Annotated in this window: 22 protein-coding genes; 3 read left to right on the top strand and 19 right to left on the bottom strand. The window is 67.2% G+C overall.

Annotated elements, in window-relative coordinates; translation table 11 throughout:
• Positions 1-99 precede the first annotated feature (99 nt).
• Complete coding sequence (locus ACVN9Z_RS15725) at positions 100-1,122, top strand: tyrosine-type recombinase/integrase (RefSeq protein ID WP_458212383.1); 1,023 nt, start codon at positions 100-102, stop codon at positions 1,120-1,122.
• Between the two features lie 2 nt (positions 1,123-1,124).
• Here ACVN9Z_RS15725 and ACVN9Z_RS15720 read toward each other — a convergent pair whose 3' ends face one another.
• The 16 genes from ACVN9Z_RS15720 to ACVN9Z_RS15645 all read right to left on the bottom strand — a co-directional run bounded on the left by ACVN9Z_RS15720 (position 1,125) and on the right by ACVN9Z_RS15645 (position 13,259).
• Positions 1,125-1,475: a phage tail protein gene (locus tag ACVN9Z_RS15720; protein ID WP_241123326.1), complete on the bottom strand. Its 351-nt coding sequence runs from the start codon at positions 1,473-1,475 to the stop codon at positions 1,125-1,127.
• 318 nt (positions 1,476-1,793) lie between these two features.
• On the bottom strand, positions 1,794-2,741 hold the full coding sequence (locus tag ACVN9Z_RS15715; protein WP_458212382.1) for a hypothetical protein: 948 nt from the start codon (positions 2,739-2,741) through the stop codon (positions 1,794-1,796).
• Between the two features lie 14 nt (positions 2,742-2,755).
• The gene (locus ACVN9Z_RS15710) at positions 2,756-3,421 is read right to left on the bottom strand and encodes a DUF2612 domain-containing protein (RefSeq protein WP_272559057.1); all 666 of its coding nucleotides are present in this window, start codon (positions 3,419-3,421) and stop codon (positions 2,756-2,758) included.
• Between the two features lies 1 nt (position 3,422).
• The gene (locus ACVN9Z_RS15705) at positions 3,423-4,604 is read right to left on the bottom strand and encodes a baseplate J/gp47 family protein (RefSeq protein WP_458212381.1); all 1,182 of its coding nucleotides are present in this window, start codon (positions 4,602-4,604) and stop codon (positions 3,423-3,425) included.
• Positions 4,601-4,954 (bottom strand): hypothetical protein, encoded by a 354-nt coding sequence (locus ACVN9Z_RS15700; protein ID WP_020924456.1) that lies wholly within the window; start codon positions 4,952-4,954, stop codon positions 4,601-4,603. The genes ACVN9Z_RS15705 and ACVN9Z_RS15700 overlap by 4 nt, the downstream gene beginning before the upstream one ends.
• 8 nt (positions 4,955-4,962) lie before the next feature.
• Positions 4,963-5,706, bottom strand: coding sequence for a Gp138 family membrane-puncturing spike protein (locus ACVN9Z_RS15695; protein WP_024068266.1), 744 nt, complete (start codon positions 5,704-5,706; stop codon positions 4,963-4,965).
• A gap of 34 nt (positions 5,707-5,740) precedes the next feature.
• Complete coding sequence (locus tag ACVN9Z_RS15690; protein WP_054481281.1) at positions 5,741-6,751, bottom strand: phage protein; 1,011 nt, start codon at positions 6,749-6,751, stop codon at positions 5,741-5,743.
• Positions 6,752-6,770: 19 nt separating this feature from the next.
• The gene (locus ACVN9Z_RS15685) at positions 6,771-7,070 is read right to left on the bottom strand and encodes a phage baseplate plug family protein (RefSeq protein ID WP_006388474.1); all 300 of its coding nucleotides are present in this window, start codon (positions 7,068-7,070) and stop codon (positions 6,771-6,773) included.
• 9 nt (positions 7,071-7,079) lie between these two features.
• Positions 7,080-7,679, bottom strand: coding sequence for a phage baseplate protein (locus ACVN9Z_RS15680; RefSeq protein ID WP_049050997.1), 600 nt, complete (start codon positions 7,677-7,679; stop codon positions 7,080-7,082).
• Complete coding sequence (locus ACVN9Z_RS15675) at positions 7,672-9,345, bottom strand: phage tail protein (protein WP_458212380.1); 1,674 nt, start codon at positions 9,343-9,345, stop codon at positions 7,672-7,674. The genes ACVN9Z_RS15680 and ACVN9Z_RS15675 overlap by 8 nt, the downstream gene beginning before the upstream one ends.
• On the bottom strand, positions 9,338-9,496 hold the full coding sequence (locus ACVN9Z_RS15670; protein ID WP_006393814.1) for a DUF6889 family protein: 159 nt from the start codon (positions 9,494-9,496) through the stop codon (positions 9,338-9,340). The genes ACVN9Z_RS15675 and ACVN9Z_RS15670 overlap by 8 nt, the downstream gene beginning before the upstream one ends.
• Positions 9,497-9,522: 26 nt before the next feature.
• Entirely contained in the window at positions 9,523-9,972 is a 450-nt protein-coding gene (locus tag ACVN9Z_RS15665; protein ID WP_024068262.1) for a phage tail assembly chaperone, read from the bottom strand.
• 3 nt (positions 9,973-9,975) lie between these two features.
• Positions 9,976-10,416 (bottom strand): phage protein, encoded by a 441-nt coding sequence (locus ACVN9Z_RS15660; protein ID WP_006388470.1) that lies wholly within the window; start codon positions 10,414-10,416, stop codon positions 9,976-9,978.
• Positions 10,417-10,429: 13 nt separating this feature from the next.
• Complete coding sequence (locus ACVN9Z_RS15655; RefSeq protein ID WP_054505092.1) at positions 10,430-11,905, bottom strand: DUF3383 domain-containing protein; 1,476 nt, start codon at positions 11,903-11,905, stop codon at positions 10,430-10,432.
• Between the two features lie 10 nt (positions 11,906-11,915).
• Positions 11,916-12,509, bottom strand: coding sequence for a phage neck terminator protein (locus ACVN9Z_RS15650; RefSeq protein WP_006388468.1), 594 nt, complete (start codon positions 12,507-12,509; stop codon positions 11,916-11,918).
• Positions 12,510-13,001: 492 nt separating this feature from the next.
• Positions 13,002-13,259: a hypothetical protein gene (locus ACVN9Z_RS15645; RefSeq protein ID WP_006388467.1), complete on the bottom strand. Its 258-nt coding sequence runs from the start codon at positions 13,257-13,259 to the stop codon at positions 13,002-13,004.
• A 309-nt stretch (positions 13,260-13,568) separates the two neighbouring features.
• Here ACVN9Z_RS15645 and ACVN9Z_RS15640 point away from each other — a divergent pair, with 309 nt between their 5' ends.
• Both ACVN9Z_RS15640 and ACVN9Z_RS15635 read left to right on the top strand, forming a co-directional pair.
• Entirely contained in the window at positions 13,569-14,330 is a 762-nt protein-coding gene (locus ACVN9Z_RS15640; RefSeq protein WP_054517627.1) for a S24 family peptidase, read from the top strand.
• 4 nt (positions 14,331-14,334) lie between these two features.
• Positions 14,335-16,152 (top strand): DUF4153 domain-containing protein, encoded by a 1,818-nt coding sequence (locus ACVN9Z_RS15635; RefSeq protein WP_458212379.1) that lies wholly within the window; start codon positions 14,335-14,337, stop codon positions 16,150-16,152.
• 73 nt (positions 16,153-16,225) lie between these two features.
• Here the strand turns inward: ACVN9Z_RS15635 and ACVN9Z_RS15630 are convergent, their stop codons facing one another.
• The 3 genes from ACVN9Z_RS15630 to ACVN9Z_RS15620 all read right to left on the bottom strand — a co-directional run bounded on the left by ACVN9Z_RS15630 (position 16,226) and on the right by ACVN9Z_RS15620 (position 18,599).
• A complete protein-coding gene (locus ACVN9Z_RS15630; protein WP_006388464.1) occupies positions 16,226-16,447 on the bottom strand; it encodes a hypothetical protein in 222 nt (73 codons plus the stop codon).
• Between the two features lie 168 nt (positions 16,448-16,615).
• On the bottom strand, positions 16,616-17,755 hold the full coding sequence (locus ACVN9Z_RS15625) for an AI-2E family transporter (protein ID WP_045952796.1): 1,140 nt from the start codon (positions 17,753-17,755) through the stop codon (positions 16,616-16,618).
• Positions 17,756-17,894: 139 nt separating this feature from the next.
• Positions 17,895-18,599 carry a DUF3053 family protein gene (locus tag ACVN9Z_RS15620; RefSeq protein WP_054443037.1) on the bottom strand — a complete coding sequence of 235 codons (705 nt, stop codon included), beginning with the start codon at positions 18,597-18,599 and terminating at the stop codon, positions 17,895-17,897.
• Between the last annotated feature and the right edge of the window lie 70 nt (positions 18,600-18,669).

Here is an 18,669-nt window from a genome sequence, read left to right as displayed (position 1 = left end):
AAATGCGGGCGACACTGTCGTCCGTTTGGTGCAGGCGCTGCCTGCATGCGTCCTGGTATCTTCCCTGTCTATTTCCCTTTCCTTTCAGTCCGACCTGCCATGAAACCTTGGACCCGCCGTCAACCTCGCCGCAAGACCGCTCCGACCCTCGCCGAGGCGCTCGCCCGCTATCTCATCGAGGTCTCCGCAACCAAGAAAGGCCATGCGTCGGAACAGTCGATCGCGCGGATCTGGCGCGCGACGCGTCTGGCGATCCGCCCGGTCGATCGCATTCGCAGCTCGGACCTGACGGAACTGCGCGACGAATGGCTCAAGGATCGTGCCCCGGCCACCGTGGTGCGCCGCATGGCCTTCCTGTCACACGTCTATACGGTGATCCGAAAGGATTGGGGTTTCGACCAGCTGGCCAATCCTGTCCAGTTGGTGCGACGTCCGGCTGTGGACGACGCTCGAGACCGGCGTCTGTTCGACCGCATTACCCTGCGCGGGCTGTCGGAGGACGACTGTCCGCGCAAAGAACTGGAATGGATCATCCGCGCCACCCGCTCGGCCGAACTACCCACGATCCTGACGGTGGCCAAGGAAACCGGCATGCGCCGGTCCGAGGTCGTGGGGATCCAGCGCGAGCATCTGGATCTGATGCACGGAGTGGTGCATCTGCCCCACACGAAAATTGGCCGGGCCCGCGATGTTCCGCTTACCCCCCGGGCCCGCGAGGCCCTGCGCCGCTGGGTCACAGGCAAACCGATGCGAGGCCGCATCTTCGCAATGCAACCCGGCTCGGTCACCCGGGCATTCATTCGCGCCCGTCGCCGTGCCCGATCGCGATACGAAGGCATGTGCCGGCACTATGGCCGGCGCCCCAATCCCGCCTACTTCCGCGACCTGCGATTCCATGATCTGCGGCATGAAGGCACGTCGCAACTTGCCACCGTGTTCCAGATCCATGAATTGGCCAAGGTCAACGGCAACGTCGACACCCGTATGCTGCTGCGCTATTACCACCCGCATGGGCGCGAACTGGCCCTGAAGCTGGCGCGCAGCCAGTTAGGCCGGCGCCAGCTCGAGGAAATGCGGCGCGAGCGCGAGGTCGAGCTGGATACGTTGCCCCTGGCCGCCTGACGCTACGCGGCAGCGCTTTCAACCGGGCGCGGCGGTTCCACCGCGGTCAGCCAGGCCGGCAATTCCCCCCAGCCCGGATAGCTGACCTTGCCGACTGCGCCGTCATGCTGCGCGCCGATCGAATATGGCGCTCCCGTCTCCACCACCCACAGCGGCGTGGTGCGATAGTCCTCGACCATGGCCCAGGCATCGCCCAGGCGCCGGGGCCATTTTCCGGCCGGCGGCGCCGGCGGCGCGTCCTCGTATGCGCCGTAGGGGATGTTGAACGTACCTGGCGTCAAGGCCAGTTCATTCGCGGTCGATTGATACAAGTAAAGGCCGTCGTTATCGGCTTGGAATACTGCTTTCTGCATGTTGTTTTACTCCTTGAAAATGAGATTTGCACTGCAAATGCGAGAACACTCACGACGCGCCAGACGCAGCAGGTCCAAAGCCACCTCCACGGAAGCCTGGCCGTGGGCGTAGGCGATGGCTCGTTGGGACCTGGCCAGAGTTCCTACGCGCTGTACGGCGCCGGTACTACCGGCCCTGCCGGCGGTACTGAGACCAGGCCTCAGAACGTTGCGTATCCCCCCCGCATCCATGCATAAAACTACGCATGAATTCGCGGGAGAAAAGCGAAGTCCACGTGGCTGGGTTCAGGCCGCCCACCTCCTACGATGCCGACAGCGTCATGCATGGATACGAGGGCGATATGCGGTATTGAAGGGTCGTGTTTCCTTGCCGCCAAACGGTAGCACTAGTGAGGATGTTGTAACTTCACCAGCATCACGCGCGAAATAGAGTTGGGTCCCGATCGTCGCGGACGAAGACGCCTGTCTGGCACTGTGCGAATGGGTCCTCAGTTCATCGTTTTGACGCGTACCCATCGCTCTCGCATTTGCAGTGTCAGCGTCAGTTCCGGTAAATCGACGGAACATATCGCGCAGATCCGGCACCCGGAACTGCGTTGCCGAATAGTCCGAAAACCAATGACTGCCGCGGCTTGCCGACCATACGGCCTCGGTTTTCACCAACCCCTGCTCCTGCGCGTAACCCCACAGCGCGGCGTAATCCGTCTTCGACAGCAAGCCGCCGGTGGCGTCGACCTCGCTGGCCAGCGGCAGGTTGGTATGGCCATCCAGCGGGCGGCCGCAAAGGGGCGAGCGGTAGCCGGTGAAATACTGTCCGGCCATCCAGTTCCAGACTTCGCTGCATTCCGCAACGATGATGGGGCCGACATCCTGCGTCGGCAGGGCATTGATCGAGTAGATCCTGGGGAAATTTCCCGCCACGAACGCGGTCGTCGCGATACGGGCGCTCTTGTCGCCCGCCGCCGGCGTCGGCGCGGTCGGCGTCCCGGTCAGCGCCGGCGACGCCGCCAGCGCCGCCACGAAGCGGGCCTGCAGTGCCGCCAGGTCGCCGTCGTCGAGTACGTCCTGGCCCGTCTTGTCGGCGATGTACTGGCCGATCATGGCGGCCACGAAGGACGCCTGGCGCCAGACGGTGTTGAGTTCCTTGGATTTGGCCGTGCCGGCCGAGAAGCCGCCCAGCCGGGCCGCCAGGGCCTGGTAGTCGGCGGGATCGAGCACGTTGGCGCCGGGCACGGTGCCGAAGGGAAGAATTTGATTGATAGCCACGGAATTGTCCTTATTCAACCTGCGAAAAGCGAACCCCAGAGTCCGCTGTCGAACCCCGAGATGTAATGGTTCTGAACGTCAAAACCGAACAGGGGCCCCTCGTTCGAGGGGATGACGTAGTAACTGATGCGCACGCCCTGCGGCTTGAGCGGGATGTATCCGCCCGTCAGGAGCGCCAGGAACAGCGCCGACGGCGGCGTGCCGGCGACGCCGATGTCGACCGACATGTCGCCGTTGTCCTGGATGAACACGTGGGTGCCGCCGCCGAAGATGCGCTCCAGGATGGCGGCCGACGTCTCCAGCGTGCCGTCCCAGTGGTTGGCGCCGATCTTGGCGCGCAGCAGCAGGCGATAGGTGTCGTCGTCCAGCGCGGTCAGGCCGCTGTCCGGATCGAACGGTCCCTGCCATACCCCTTGGTCGAAACCCAGGCCGTCGGTGTCGTGCGAGAAATACACGTTGGCGATCGGCGTGCGGACCTTCCGGTCCAGCCCCACCCAGCGCCCCACGGCCTCCAGCTGCACCCCGACCGCCAGGTCCAGGTCGAAAGCCGCCGGCATGCCGCCGTACAACTCACGCAGGCTGGCCGCCGCGCCGCACAGGGCGGTCACGGTCGCAACGAACCTGGGCTTGCCGCGGTGCCAGGCCGACAGCCGCGCGATGTAGTCGTCCGTATTGGCCATGTCAGCTCACCGTGAGTTTCACGTCGTCGGGCGTCGCGGCGGCGGCTTCGTTGAAGGCCAGCGGCACATCCGGCGCGCCATCGCCGGCCGGGCCGCGCAGCGCCAGGCCGGTGATCTTGAACGTGCCATTGCCCGCTACGCCATTCGCGGCCGAGATGGCATCGGCCCATTCCACCGAGGCGCTGGCGCCGCCGCCGATCGCGACACCATTGATGTAGTCGGCAACCGCGCGCTGCACCGCTTGTCCGATGACCGTGGTGTACCCGGACAGCGCCCGCATCTGTACCTGCACCGAAAGCGGCACGAGGGTGGGTCGGAAAAAGCGGATGCGATGCGCGATGCCGTAGATGTCCGTCACCACCACCGTGGTGGTGCCGTGCGTGCCCGTGCCGGGCGTCTTCTTGGCGGCGATGGCTTGCGCGATCGAGGCCGCGTCGCCGCCATCGACCACCAGGGCGATGCTGTGCGGCGGCAGCCCGTGCACGTCGACCACCGCGGAGTCGTTCTCGAAGGCGGCATGGCGCAATACCCCGGGCACCGACGCCACCGCGCCGATGGTGCCCTCCAGCACGCTGCGCGATGGCAGGGCCACCGAGATGGCCTGCCGCACCCGCAGGGCGGCATCGCTCTCGACCGGCGCGCCGGGGGTCGCGGCCGCCGGATTGGTGACGGACTGCCAGCCCAGCGTCGGCGTGCCGATCTGGTTGACGCTGCCGGCCGGCGCCGTCACCGCGCCCAGCGTCTGGCTATGCGCGGTGACGGTGATCTCGCCGCCAGGCGGGATGGTGACGCTGGGCGGCAATTGCCAGCGGCCGCGATTGGCATCGGTCGCCACGCCATCGACGATGGTGACGCCGCCCTGCCCGACGATGCGCAGGTCCACCGCGGACCGCGTCGCCACGCCGCGCGCCAGGCCGTTGATCTTGACGTTGCTGGACAGCGCCGCGTTGGTGGCGGTGGCGGGCGAGAACGCGTTGTACACATTGATCGCCGCCGTGTTGGCCTCGTGGATGGCCAGGGCGAACAGGGCCAGCAACTGGCCGTCCTGGCTGTCCGCCTCCAGATAGGTGTCCGCGCCGTAGATGCCGCGGTACTGCTCCTTGAAATACTGCAGCACCTCGCCGTAGCTCGGCGCGCGTATGCCCGCGGCGTCGATGACCGGGGCCGTGGATGGAATCGTCATAATGCCGCCTGCACAGTGGCCGTGCCGTAAAGGGTTGAGATGGATGCCGTGACGCTCAGGCCGCGGGTCTGCGGGTCGAGCCGGCTCGAATACCCGGCCAGGCCGGTCACGCCGGCCGTGCCCAGGATGCGCTGGCGGATGGCCCAGTCGTAGCTGGCCCTGGACTGCTTGCCCAGCACCTCGCCCCGCCAGGGCATGCCTTCGGTAACGTCGAGGAACCATTCACCGCGCGCCAGCATCAGCCGCGTCTTGACGGCCTGCGCCACGGTCGCGGCCGTGTCGCGATGGAAATCGGCCCGTGACGAGCCGAATGAATAGTCGCCGTCGGCGTCGAGTTTTCGGTAACGCATGGGAGTCCTCAATTGGGCGGTGTGGTCACCGCGTTGGCCCCTTGGGCGATGTGGGTGTGCGTGTCGTCCACCCGTTTTCCATTGGCCAGGATCTGGCCGATCACGTTCAACACGCCGGTGATCTGGGCGGTATTGCCCTGGCCGCCGCTGCCGACCAGGCCGGCCAGATAGCTCAGCAGGCCGTTGACCAGCACCTGTCCGGAGAACTCGGACGTCGGCGCGACCACGTCGAAGCCGCCCGGCGCCACGATCCTCACCTTGCCCGCGGCCGGATCCAGCTCCAGGAACGTCGAGCCGTCGTCGCTGCGCAACTGGGTCGTGTGAGTGCTGACCGCGGGCAGCACCCGCGGCTGCGACCGCACGCCCACATAGACAAAGCCGTCGGACAGGTCATGCATCCGCACTTCCGCCTGGTCCTGGACCTGGCCCGATTGCCACCAGGCATCGATGCAGCGCGACGCGAACACCACCAGGCATTCGTCCCCGGGCTTCACCGGGAAAGTCAGCGTGCAATTGCCCCCCGCGGGAAAGTACACGGGGCAATCCACCAGCAGCGGCAACGTCATGCTGCGCTGCGTTCCCTCGGGCGTGGTGACGCGCGCGCGGATGGCCGGTTGCGCGGTGCACGTCATGGCCACCGGGTCGAACGCGCCGATGATGGCCGGCATGGCGGTCCAGGTCTGCGCCAGCGCGCCGCGCAGCGCCGCGCCGATCGCGGCTTGCGGGTCGTTCAAATTCTCTAGTCGGTTCATGAATCATCCTGCTGAAATGAAGCCGCGCGGGCCGTTACTTGACGACGTCGGCCGGCCTGGCCGCGGCGCCCTCCGCCCCTGCCCGTCCCAGGTCGCCCGGGAACAGCGTCGCATCGGTGGCCAGGCACAGGATCTCCGTATACCAGTCGTTGTCGCGGGTATGCCCGCGATGCTCGACTTCCATGACGTAGTAGTAGCCGTCGCCGCTGATGCGGCGCTGTTCGCCGCGATCGATTTCTGTCGCGTCCTTGCCCTGGGCTCGCCCCTCGTAGCCGTACTCGGCGATGCGGCTGTTGTCCAGGTTGACCAGCCCGCCCACGCGGATGCTGGGGTTGAGCAACATGCGCACCTTGATGCCCTTCTCTGCCTGTTCGGGCATGCCGACCAGGCCGGTGTCGTGCGAGATGACGGGCACCGAGCCCGGCACGTAGGCGGTCTCGGGAACGATCACGACTTTGCCGTCCTGGATGCTCCACAGCGTGTTAGCGCCGTCACAGACGTCCTGCATGTGGTCGCGCACCATGCCGGACATCACGGCTCCGCGGATGGCGGTCTTGCCGCCCAGGTCGGGCACGTAGCCCTGCCTGACGCCATACGGGTTCATGGCCGAGCACAGCAACCGCACCTTGTCGGCGCGGGTGGAGCCCTTGGGCACGGTCGCATTGACCACCGCGAAGTTGTAGGCCTTGTCGCCATCGGCCGCCGTGATCTCCAGCACCGTCTCGGTGTCGCCCGATCCGCCCCACCTGGCCCGCACCACGTTGCCGTGGAAGATCACGCCGTAGTTGCCCTCGTAGCCGGCCTGCAGCACGACCCGGGTGAATTCGCGCTGCACCATGCTGGCCGTCTCGCGACTGGCATTCATCACCTTGATGGTGGCGGTGTTGGGCGTCTTGGCATCATTGCGCTTGATCGCGAAGCTGAAACTGAGCGCAGACAGATCCAGCGCTTCCTCGTCGCCGACGATCAACGACACTTTCCTGCCCCACTGGCGCACGCCCTTGTCGTCGTCCACCGGATCGCCGTACACGGCGATGGGTTCCATTGTGGTCGTCCCGGCCATGTCAGTCCGCCACCCAATAAAGCCGGGCGCCGCGGCCCAGGTCGGTGAACGTCGGCGCGTCGTCCGGCGATTCCGCCCCCGTCACCCGCAGCCCGCCGGTGAAACCGAGGTGGCGGTACTGGCCCAACAGGTTCAGGCCGGCCACCAACGGAACGCCGCATACCAGCGGCCGGCCCAGATCGTCGGCCACGTCCAGGATCCAGCCGTCGCGGTATTGCAATGTCAGCCGATAGTCGTCGCCGCCCAGCGAAATCGCGAACACCTGCGGAATCGGCGACACGGGTATCTCGAAGTAGTTCATGCGTATCTCCTAGTTCCAGTGCAGCGAGCCGCCGTTGGGGGCCGCCACGGGCCGGGGCGTCTTCACGCCCAGGTTCTGCTTGTCCGCGGTCTTCTCTTTTTCCTTCTGGCCCGCGTACGGGGGCAGCGAGGTGCTGCGCGTCTGTACCACCACCACTTCGCGCAGCGTCACCGTCGCGAACACGGCGCCGAAGCTGTCTTTGTTGGTCTCGACCGAGAGCTTCTCGATCAACATGTCGCTGTAGCGCCGCCGGCTGGTGACCACGGTCACCGGCTCGCGCGATTCCTGCAGGCTGAGCAGCTGCGAGTAGATGGCGGTCGCGTAGTCGTCGGCCGCGGCCTTGCCATTGGCCACGTCCTTGGCCCGCGCGCCGGCCAGCGCCTCATACGAGGCGTTGCTCCACGCGCACTTCAAGGTCAGCGTCAGCGGCTGCTTGAAGGCATGGTCGCTGATCGCCGATTTGCCATAGGGGCCCGACTCCACCGGGTGGCTGGTGATCTTGAGCGTGTCCTCATGCGACTCGCTGAGCGTCGCCTCCACCACGATGTCGCCGATTTTCTTCGACAGCAGGCCGACCATGTCGGCGCCCGCGATGTTCAAGTCAGCCATAGGATCCCTGCAGGTTGCGCGTCAGGTCGGCATTGACCCGGCTCTGTTGATTGGCCACGGCTTCTCCGGTCGCATGGGGATCGTTCGTCCCATTGACGTGGATATTCGTGGTGGCGTTGATGGAAACCGATGCGGGCGCGGGCGCGGCCAGCACGCTGGCCGCCGTTTCGCCCGTGGCGAAGCCGGAGCGGTAATCGCGCCACGGCTCGACCTGGGCGCCGTCCATGTGCTCGGGCCGGATGCCGCCCCCGGGCAGGTTCAGGCCCGGGCCGGGCTGTCCGGCCGGAAAGCCTGGCATCCCCTCCAGCGATTTCAACGTCCCGTCGCCCAGGGTCCTGGGGTACAACAGCAGTCCCGCGCCCACGGCCGCGGGGCTGCTGGCCACGCTGCGCACCACCGCCTTGGCGCCATCGGCGATGCGGCCGATCCACGAGCCCGCGGCTTCCCACAGCGATCTGCCCCACTGCAACGCGGTCTGGCCCGCGGCCTTGACGCCATCGACCACCAGCGCGCCGCCGCGCGCGGCCATATTGCCCATCCAGGACCAGACCGCGCCGGCCATATTGCCCATCTGGGTCACGGCGGTGCGGCCCATCGACGTCATCCTGCCGAACACGCCAGCCACGAAATTGGCGGTCACTGTCCAGGCCCGGCTCACGAAACCGCCGATCCGTCCTGGCAACGATGCCAGCTGGGAGCCCAGCCCGCCGATGAGCGACCGCATGCCACCCAGTCGCGAGACCAGGCCTGCCAGCGCTCCCACGACGCCACCGCCGCCCAGCATCAGGAATCCGCCGACCAGCAACAGGAGCTGCGAACTCAGCCCCCCCGTCACACCGTCGAGCCAGGTGATCAGGCTGACCACCGGCCCCAGCAACGACATGATCGACAACACGAAATTGCCGACCTCGCCCAGCCGCTTGCCGGCGGTCTGCCCGTTCTCCTTGAACCAGGCCGAAATGCCGTCGAGCGTCTGCTGCAATTGCGGGCCCATCGTCAGCAGCGCCTGCGCGAACATCGCGTCGACGGAGCCGCTCAAGGCGCGGATGGTGGCCATCAGCTGATGGGCGCGCTCGCCGGCCGCCTCGATCCTGCTGCTTTCTTCGGCGTCACGCTGCACCGACAGGCGCTGCCCGAACGCTGGATCGCGCAGGGCCTCCACGAGGCCGGCATCCACCCCCAGTTTCCTGCCCGTCTCCCCGGCCTGGCCGGGGTCCATGCGCTTGAGCGCATCGCTCAGTTCCAGCACCAGGTCGGCGGTGTTGCGCTGGCCGCCCGCGCCATCGCTCGGCGAGATATGCAGCTGTTCCAGCAGCGCGGCAACCCTGGGGTCATCGCGCACATTGCGATGCAAGGCCTGGGTACTGTTGCGCATCGCTTCGACGGAAACGCCGAAGTCCTGCGCGACCGTCTCCAGCGCCCGCATGTCCCTGCCCGAGGTGCCGCCCAGCCGGGCGGCGAAATAGCCTTGCTCGAACTGGGCAATCTTGTTCTCGGCAAAGTCGACGACACTCTTGGCCCGCCCCGCGAACACCGCGAGCGCGTCGGCCAGGCTCTGCTTGCGCGAGTCGCCGATTGCCTGCTTGAGGTCGTTCAGGTCGTCCTTGTCGATCTTGAATGGGCCCATCAACCCCGACAGGTCGATGGACAGAATCGTGTTAGCCATTTTTTTCTGCCATGTGGCGGCGGTACGCTTCCGCCTTGTTGTCTGCCCGCACCGACAGCGCGTCGTTCAGGAGCGCGATGTCGGCCAGGTCCAGGGTGCCGTCCTTGAGGGACTCGTACTTGCAGAGTCCCTCGAGGACCGGCGCCAGCAACCAATCCTCGCCACCGGGCAGGCTCTTCAGCCAGCCTGTGTCGCCTCGGGGCTGCCGGTCTGGCTGGTAAGCAGCCCTTGTATAAAAGGCCCGAGGCTCCCGACGATGACGCGCAGCGCCAGCGGCAACATGACCGACAGGTCGATGTCCTGGAACATCGGCACGCGCTGGCCGGCCGACCAGATGGCGGTCCAGCCATGTTCCTGCCGGCGCTGGACCGCCTGCATGCAGGTGTCCAGCACGTAGTCGGCGTCCTCGTCCTTCATCGCCGCCAGGCCATCGGCCAGCGGTTGCAGCACGTCGGCCATGCCGCCCGGATCCTCGGTGATCCCGCGCCCGCCCGCCGCGAGGCGGACGAACACGGGGATCAGCGTAGGAACGATCGGAGCGATGCGGCGCGACACGTGGAACTGTTGCTTGGCGCTCAGTTTCCCGATGGAGTACCGGTGGCCGTTCAGATCGAGTTCCTGTGCCATGGCTTAGTAGGTTCCCAGGATCGTGTCGATCTTCGCGGCGTCGAAGGTCCACTTCACCACATCGCCGTCCTTCTTGTAGGTCAGGTCGGGCTTCTTGCTGAAGGCGCACGAGCGGCACGCCGTCACGTCGCCGGTGGCCGGATTGGTGATGGTGATCAGGTTCTTGCCCCACAGGCGGCTGTCCAGCGACTGGGCGTCGTACAGGGCCTGCAGCTGGGCGTTGACGGGCGAGGTCTTCAGGTAGCTCAGCGTCACGGTGCCGCTCTTGTCGGCACGCAGCGTGTGCATGACCTCGCCATCGGCGCCCACCGTCATGGCGCTTTTCTCGCCCTTGGCGGCGATGGCGATGCCTTCATCGGCCACGCCGGAGCCGGAACCCAGCGAAATCGCCCCGCCCGGGCCCACGAGACTGGCGCTGATATCAGCGAACGAATAGGTAGACATCTGCTACTCCTGTTTAGCGGTTGACCGTGACCAGAACGTCGACGGTGTGGATGGCGCCGGCTTCCTTGGCGGCGACCTGGAACGGAACGGCCTTGCGCGCTTCGCGGTCGGCCTGCGACTGGGTGGCGATCGCCGGCGCGTAGACGTAGTAGCCCTTGGCCAGCGTGTCGCCCTGCTTGAGGGCGCCGAAGCCGGCCGAGTTCCACACGCCCGGGGCCAGGTAGCCGTTGTTGACGGCGGCCTCGCACGCGGCCTCGATCACCGAGGCGATCAGCTGGTTGCCGGCGTCGGTCTGCGGCACCTTGGTGGGGCTGGTGTACAGCAGGTTGTAGACATCGGTCTGGACGCGGTTGCGGAACCAGATCGCGTTGTAGACCGAGTCGATGAAGATGCCGCTGGGCGTCACGCCGTACTGGATGATGGCCGTGTCGTTGTCGTAGTTGACGAACACGTTGCAGTTCTTGGCCGCCAGCGTGTCGGCCTGGCTGCTGGTCAGGGTCTCGGCGACGATGCCGGGCTCCTGCTTGTACATCAGCGTGATGGTGGTGTTGTTGGCGTTGAAGTTCACCGTCAGCATGCGGCCCAGCAGCGAAGCGACCGCATACGGGCTGGCGCTGGAGAACTGCACGATCGAGTACTTGTATTTCAGCGCCTTCAGCTGGCTGGAGATGTCCTCGTGGTTGGTCGGGTCCAGCACCTGCGGCGCCTGGGTCGACACACCGTACAGGTGGCGCTGGTCGGCCTCGATCAGGCCGGCCACGGCCAGGTGCTGCGCGTCGGTGATGTCGGCATCGGCGAACGCCACGCCCAGGAACTTGTTGGCGAAGCGGTCCAGGAACAGCGACACGGCGTCCACCGGCGTTTCGGCAACGATGCCGGCGACGGGCGTCGAGGCCTGGCCCGCGGTCAGGCCCAGCATCGACGAGATGTCGGTGCCGGTGCCCGCGGCCGTGGCGTAGCCCAGCGTCGAGGTCGCGCCGGAGGTGTTCGAAGTCACCACGAACTGCGAGCCGTTCCAGGTGACGGAAGCGGAGGCCAGTGCCGTCGAGATGATCGATGCGACCCCGTTCAGGTTGGTGGCGCCGGAGAAATCCAGGCCGTTGACCGTCTTGGCGGTGCCGTCGACCGACAGCGTGAAGGCGCCCGCGGTCACCGCGGTCCAGGCCGACATCTGCTTCTCGGCGGCCGACAACACCGCGCCGCGCAGCGTGGCCGAGGTCGCGCCCTTGGCCCAGCGGCCGATGTACAACTGCGAGGGCTGGGGCGTCTGCTGGAAATACAGCAGGGCCGCGCGATATTCGGGCGCGGCGGTGCCGAAGTCGGCGGCGACGGCGTCGATGCCGCCATAGGAGCGCATGCGCTCGCCGGTGTCGATGACGGCGGAGGCGCCCAGCAGCAGCGCGGTGTTCAGGCTCGCGCCCTGCGCCGCGAGCGGCGACATGTTGATCGTGACGTTGATCAGGCGTGATACCGGCAATCCATTAGCCATGGTAGATCCCTTAATCTGCAAGGTGGTTGATGTGATCCGTCGGCGACAGCGACGCGGCATGCGTCGTGACCTGCGCCGACAGGAGATTCAGGACCGGATAGATGCGCGTGACCCGGCGCTTGAAATGCAAGGTCATGTCGAACTGCCGTATCCACTGCTGATTCACGAGTTCGTGCCGGGCCAGGATCGGCCCCGCGCCGCCGACCGCCATGCCCTGCGCGAGCAGGGGTTCGCGGTTCTGCGGCACGGCGGCGCCATCGCGCAGCAAGGCCGCGTGGCGCAACGCGTTCGGGCCGAACATCGAGCAAAGCACCTCGATGTCTTCGTGCCGGACGTATGAATCAGATCCTTCCCCGGCCGGGTCGTGAGCGACGACCGGGCCGGCGTCCGCGGTTTGCGCCCGGATGTCCATCAGGCACCAGGTATCGCTTTGCGCGGGCGGTTCCACACCGGCCGCGGGCCAGTGCGTACGAACCATGTTCGGGGGCAAGCCGGACACGCCGGCGATGAACCCCAGGAACAGCGCCTCGAGTTCGGCATCCTCCAGGGGCGGAGAAATGGCGATCGGCGCCAGGTAGCCGCCGGTGGCCGAACTGTTCGCCATGCGTAGCTCCTTTGTCGTGTTGAAGTGCCCGAGGGCGGATCGGGGGAATCCAGTTGCCTGGAGGCGGATCGCCGACTTTGCCGCGCCATCGGCGCGATGCCGCGTTGCGTGATGCGTGCGGCCGGGTTGCGGCGGATTCCGGCTGTCGCCCACCGGGCTGCCGCCTCGAGCCGTTCCGGGTCACCGCGGGCGGGAGAAAGGCCCGGTCATTGCAGGAAAGGCGAGGCGGCAGGCCGCTGGACGGCCCAAACGAAACGCCCCGCGCTCTGTTCGAGAACACGGGGCGTGCAAATAGAAAAGGCCCGCCTGTGGCGAGCCTGTCGTGGGGAACTGCAAAGAGCGCGAGGGGGGAACGGGCAGGTGATGCATCCGCCTTGGGACGCACCGCCCGGGCACACGTACCCTCTCATAAAAAAGGCCCGCTGGTGGCGGGCCTTTTTCGGTTCGTCGTCGGTGCGCAGCGCGACGACATGGATGCATTGTCTCGCGGCATCAGGCGCGCTGGCAATCCCCATTGTGTCGCACTTCGCTCCAGACGTAGCTGAGCGAGTTGCGGGCATGCTCGATGCGCGCCACCTGGCCGCCCTCGCGCAGCGTTTCGAGTACGCGCAGGATGGCCTGTCGCATCGCGTTGCGTTCGCGCCGCGTCAGCTCGCGCGCGCCGGATGCGCCGCGCACCAGTTCCGCCATGCGCCAGGGACGCCCCGGCGCCGCCGCCATGAGATCCAGGACTTCGCTTGCATATTTCATCGGGATGCCTCCCGGACAAGATGCTTATCCATGCTTTTTTCCTTGTTCCAAGCCTTCGATTCGTCGTCATCCCGGTTTGTCCGCCCGTGGCGGTCGCTACTCCGGTAGCGATTCAAGGGCACATTGGCCGGTGCCCCTTCGTGCGCCACGGTCGGCGGGGTGGGTCCCGGCAGGGCCACCGGCGGCCGGGGATGGCTGCGGTCGCCCCGACTATCTTCGGGATTGGAATCATGGTAGCGACTCGCTACCGGAAAATCAACAGCGAATCGCTACTGTACTTTCAGGTAGCGGATTGCTACTATCGCTACCATGGATATCCGCTCGATACGACTGAACAACCTCAAGTGCGCCGTGCTCCAGGCCGGGGGGGTGGACCGCCTGGCCGAACGCGCGGGCGTGAGTCGCAAATACCTCGACCAGATCCTCCAGGGGTTCCAGGGCAAGCGCGACAAGAACCCACGCCGCGTCGGCGATGCCCTGGCCGCCAGGATTTCCGCCGGCCTGGGCCAGCCCGCCCACTGGATGGATCTTCCCCACCCCGACCTGTGGCACGAGCTCTCGCCCGACGTCATCGCCGACGAGCCACCGGGCCGGCTGGTCTCCTTCAACCACGGGCGGCTAGGCCGGCCCGATCACGGCAATGTGCTCATCGCCCAGTTCGATACCGGCGGCGCGATGGGAAGCGGCCTGGAACTGCGCGACCAGCCGGGCGTCATCCAGAGCTGGAACGTCAGCCCCGAATGGCTGCAGAAGAACGTCCGCGGCTTTTCCGCCTCGAAGAACCTGTGCATCGTCACGGGCTTTGGCGATTCCATGCGCCCCATGTTCAATCCCGGCGATCCCCTGATCGTCGACCGCGGCGTGCAGGCCGTCGAATACGACGCCATCTACTTCTTCCGCGTCGGCAGCGAAGGCTTCATCAAGCGGCTGCAGCGCATTCCCACCGCCTCCGGGCTGGTGGTGCGGGCCAAGTCCGAAAACACCAAGTACGACGCCTGGGACATCACCGAAGGCATGGATTTCGAGGTCTTCGGCCGCGTGCTGAAGGTCTGGCGCAGCGAGGACTTCTGACCCCATGGCAACCCGCTCTCCCCTGTCGGCTCCCGAAAGAACCATCCTGGTCCACGGCGCGCTCGGCGCGCTGCTGGCGTTGGCGCTGCATGCCGCGCTGCTGAACCGCGTGTGGCCATGGCACAACCCGTTCGCCACCCTGTTCGCGATCCAGTGGGTCTGGCTGGTGCCACTGGCGGGCGCCATGCTGGCCGGCATGCGCTCTGGCAGGCGCTGGCTGCTGGCGCTGCTGGCCTATGCCCTGGCGCTGCCCGCGCTGCACGCCTACGGCCTGGTGCCGCTGCTGGGCTCGCAACCCGTGCGCTATTCCGATGACGGCCCGCGCACGCTCGCCACCGTGATCACCGCCGCCAGCGGTTTCATGCTGCTTCCCCTGATCCAGGCGCTGGACCCATCCCGGCCGGGCTGGGACTACCCCGCGGTGTTCCGCGCGGCCTGGCGCAACACCGTCAAGCTGGCGCTGGCCGGCGGCCTGGCCCTGGCGGTCTGGCTGTTGTTCTGGGCTGCGGGCGCCATGTTCGGCATGATCGGCATTGGCGCGGTCGGCAAGGTCGTCAAGTCCACCCGCTTCACGCTGGGCGTGATGCCGCTGGTGCTGGCGGTCAGCCTGGTGGGAGTACATCGCCGGCCGCAGCTGGCGGACACGCTGCAACGCTCCTGGCTCACGCTCACCGCGTGGCTGCTGCCGCTGGTTGCGCTGGTCGGCATCGCCTTCGTGCTGGCGCTGGCGGCCCGGCTGGCGCTGGACCTGCAGGCAGTGGCGCTGTCCGCCGGTGCGCTCATCGCCTTCAGCGCGCTGTGGATCAAGCTCATCAACTCCGCCTGGCAGGACAGCCCCGAGGCGCCGCCCTTCGGCCCGCGCCTGCGCGCGGTGCTGCGCGTCGCGGCGTGCGGCCTGTTGCCGCTGGCGCTGGTGGCGCTGTACGGTCTCGTCGTGCGGGTCGAACAGTACGGTTGGACCATTCCGCGCATCTGGGGCGTCTACGCCGCGATCCTGTTGACGCTATACGCGCTGGGCTATGCCTGGGCGGCGCTCGCGCCGCGGCGTTTCCACACGATCCTGGGAGGCACCAACATCGTCGCGGCCTTCTGCGCGCTGGCCATGCTGGCCCTGGTGAACACGCCGCTCCTGAATCCCGACCGCATCGAGGTCGACAGCCAGGTGCAACGCCTGATCGACGGCCGCGTCCCGCCCGAGGAATTCAGCTATCTCTCGGCCGCGCGCGATCGCGGCGAATACGGCCGGCAGGCGGTGCGCAGGCTGGCCGATGGTGCCGCCCAGGCCCAATCGCCCAAGATCGCAATCGCCGCCGCCGACGCACTGACGGGCAAATACTACGATTGGGGGCCGCGCCAGTCCGGCCTGGCCGCCTCGCTGACCAAGCCCGACAGCCTGCAGGTCCATCCTGCCGGCAGCGCCGTGCCGGACGCCTGGTGGCGCTACGCCGCGACCGAAAACCCGTTCGAGCTGGACCGATGCGTAAGCGCGGAAAAGGCCGCTGCCGACGATCCGTCCAACCCCGTCTTGGCCGCTGCGCGCTGCTGGTTGATCCATGCGGACATCACCGGCCCCGGCGCGGCCGATCTGGTCCTGTATGTACCGCCGCGCGCCGACGCCACGGCCGGGGGCTACGAAACCTTCCTGACCTATCAGGGGCTGGGCAAGGACGGCTGGCGCGTGGTGTCGTCCAGGACCCATCGCACGTCCGAGAGCGGTCCGGAAGTCGACATGGGCGGGGCGCTGGCACAGGGGCAGGTGCATACCGAGCCACGCCAGGACCGCGACCTCATCGTCGGAGGACGCCGCCTGCCGCTGCGCTGAATGGCGCGCCGCCGCCGTCTCCAGCGCAAGCCCGCGTGCGTTGCGCGGGCCGCAGGCGGCGGCCTGCCGCAGCCTACTTTTCTTCCAGGTCCGGCGTGCCGGCGAACTGGCTCTTGAGCAGCGCCAGCGCGCCCTTCTCCGCCAGCATCGCGTTCGGAAACACGTTTCGCGTGTCTTCCAGCACAGGAAAGCCGAAAACGCGGACGCGGGCATGGTAGCCCTCGGGAGTTTCGGCGAATTCGATGTCGAAGTTGCGCTCTTCGATCCAGCCCGACTTGTGCAATTTCCAGTCCATATCCGACGCGCTCCTCATGAAGGAAATCCGCAGCACAGCCGGGTCAGGCCGGCGGCGCCGCGGAGACAGGACGCCGGCCCCGGCGGGCCGGCACCACCACACCTTACACCCTCGGCCCTGACGTCGTCTTGACCGCGCACAGGCCACTGGCAGGCGCGCTCAGGCTTGTCAGTCGGCCTTGGGGGGCGCAACCGGGGTTGAGGCCGGGGTCGCCGGCCTGGAAGGCGGGACCACGGGCTTGGCCAGCGCGGCCGCGACCACGTCATCCGGAGGCGAGAACAGGTCCCAGCTGGCCATGAACAGCGCGGCGATCAGCGGGCCGATGACGAAACCATTCAGGCCGAACAGCGCCATGCCGCCCAGGGTCGAGATCAGCACCACGTAGTCGGGCATCTTGGTGTCCTTGCCCACCAGGATCGGACGCAGCACGTTGTCGACCATGCCGATCACCAGCACGCCGAAGGCGATCAGCACCACGCCCTTGATGGTCGCGCCGGTCAACAGGAAATAGATCGCCACCGGCGCCCAGATCAGGCCCGCGCCCACCGCCGGCAGCAGCGACAGGAAGCCCATGATGACGCCCCACAGCAGCGCCCCCTGGATCCCCAGGATGGAAAAAATGATGCCCCCCAGGGCGCCCTGCGAAGCCGCCACCGCGATATTGCCCTTCACCGTCGCGCGCACCACCGTGGTGAACTTGCGGAAAAGATGGTGCTTGTGGGTTTCGCTGAGCGGCACCGCGCGCTTGACGCGCTGGGCCAGTTGCGGCCCGTCTCGCAGCAGGAAGAACAGCAGGTACAGCATGATGGCGAAGCTGACCACGAACTGGAAGGTGTCCTGCCCGATGCTGAGCGCCTGGGTCGCCAGGAACTGGCTGGCCTGCATTGCACCGGCGCTGAGCTTTTCCTGCAGGCTGGGGATGTCGGCCAGGTCGAACCGCGCCAGCAGGTCATGCACGGACGGCGGCAGCGCTTCCATGGCCTGCTGGAAGTAGGCGCCAAAGTTGATCTGGCCGGATTTGATGCTCTGGTACAGGTTCGCCCCCTCGCGCACCAGCGACCCACTGATGACCACCAGCGGCAGGATCACCAGCAGCAGCACCATGGCCAGCGTGATCAGCGCCGCCAGGTTGCGCCGGCCGCCGATGCGCGGCACCAGCCGCCGTTGCAGCGGCGCGAACAGGATGGCCAGGATGGCGCCCCAGAACACCGCGCCGTAGAACGGCCACAACAGCCAGCCGAACGCGATGGATACCACCACCAGGAGGAGCAGGAAGGTACGGTAGTGCAAGCTGGAAGATTGGCTCATGTTCCGTCCAAGGCGCGGCCTGAACCGCGGAGACCCGCATTGTACAAAGCAGCGTCCCGCCCCGCTCGTTTCCCCCGCTGGCCCCGGCCCGGGCCGTCCGGCGGGCGCCATTGCGCGGAAAGCGGCGCGCGGCCGGCATTCAGGGCTCGCCGGCGGCCGCCCGCGACACCACGGCGCGGGCGGCCTCCAGCGCCGGCGACTGGGCGTTCAGGCCCTGCAGGCGCAGATTCAGTTCATGCTGCAGCGACGGCGTGGCGACCTTGGCCAGCCCATCCTCGAGCGTGATCTCGGCCTCATTGGCCGCGACGAAATCGGCGATGCCGAGCGCATCGCGCGCGACGGTATCCATGCGCGCCGCCGCGTCCATCAACTCGGCCGCCGGCGCCGTGACCGCCTCGTCATACACCCCGTCGTAGACCGGCGCCAGATCCGGCGCAAGCTCCAGTCCCCTGCGCGCGCGGTCGGCGCGGGCCTTGGCATCCTGCAAGGCGCCGGCGCTGTCGGCCAGCGTCTTGCGCGCGGCCAGCAGGGCCTCGCGCCGCCGCACGATGTCGTCGACCGACTGGATGCGCTCGGCCGCAAGGATGGGGCGCAGCGTCACGGCCGCCTTGGCCATGGCGGACTGGAAATCGACGATCACCTCGTAGGCATCGTCGTAGCGGCCCACGGCGTCTTTCTCGGCTTCGCCGAGGGCGCCGACCGGCACCAGCGACCCGGACGCGATACGGCTTTGCAGTAGCTCGATGAAGGCCGCGCGTTCCTGCGGCTCGCGATTGCCGCAAGCGGCCAGCGCCAGCATCGAAGCCGCCGCCAGGCCGGCCAGGCAGATCCGCAGCATTGCCATGCCCTTCCCTCCTTGCGTAAAACGTTGCATCGGGAACACCCGCCCGGCGGCCGGCATCCTCCCCGGCAGA

The organism is Achromobacter sp. KK8 (genome assembly GCF_054188005.1).
Note: the sequence above shows the minus strand (reverse complement) of the source record. Positions and strands in the feature narration are given on the sequence as shown.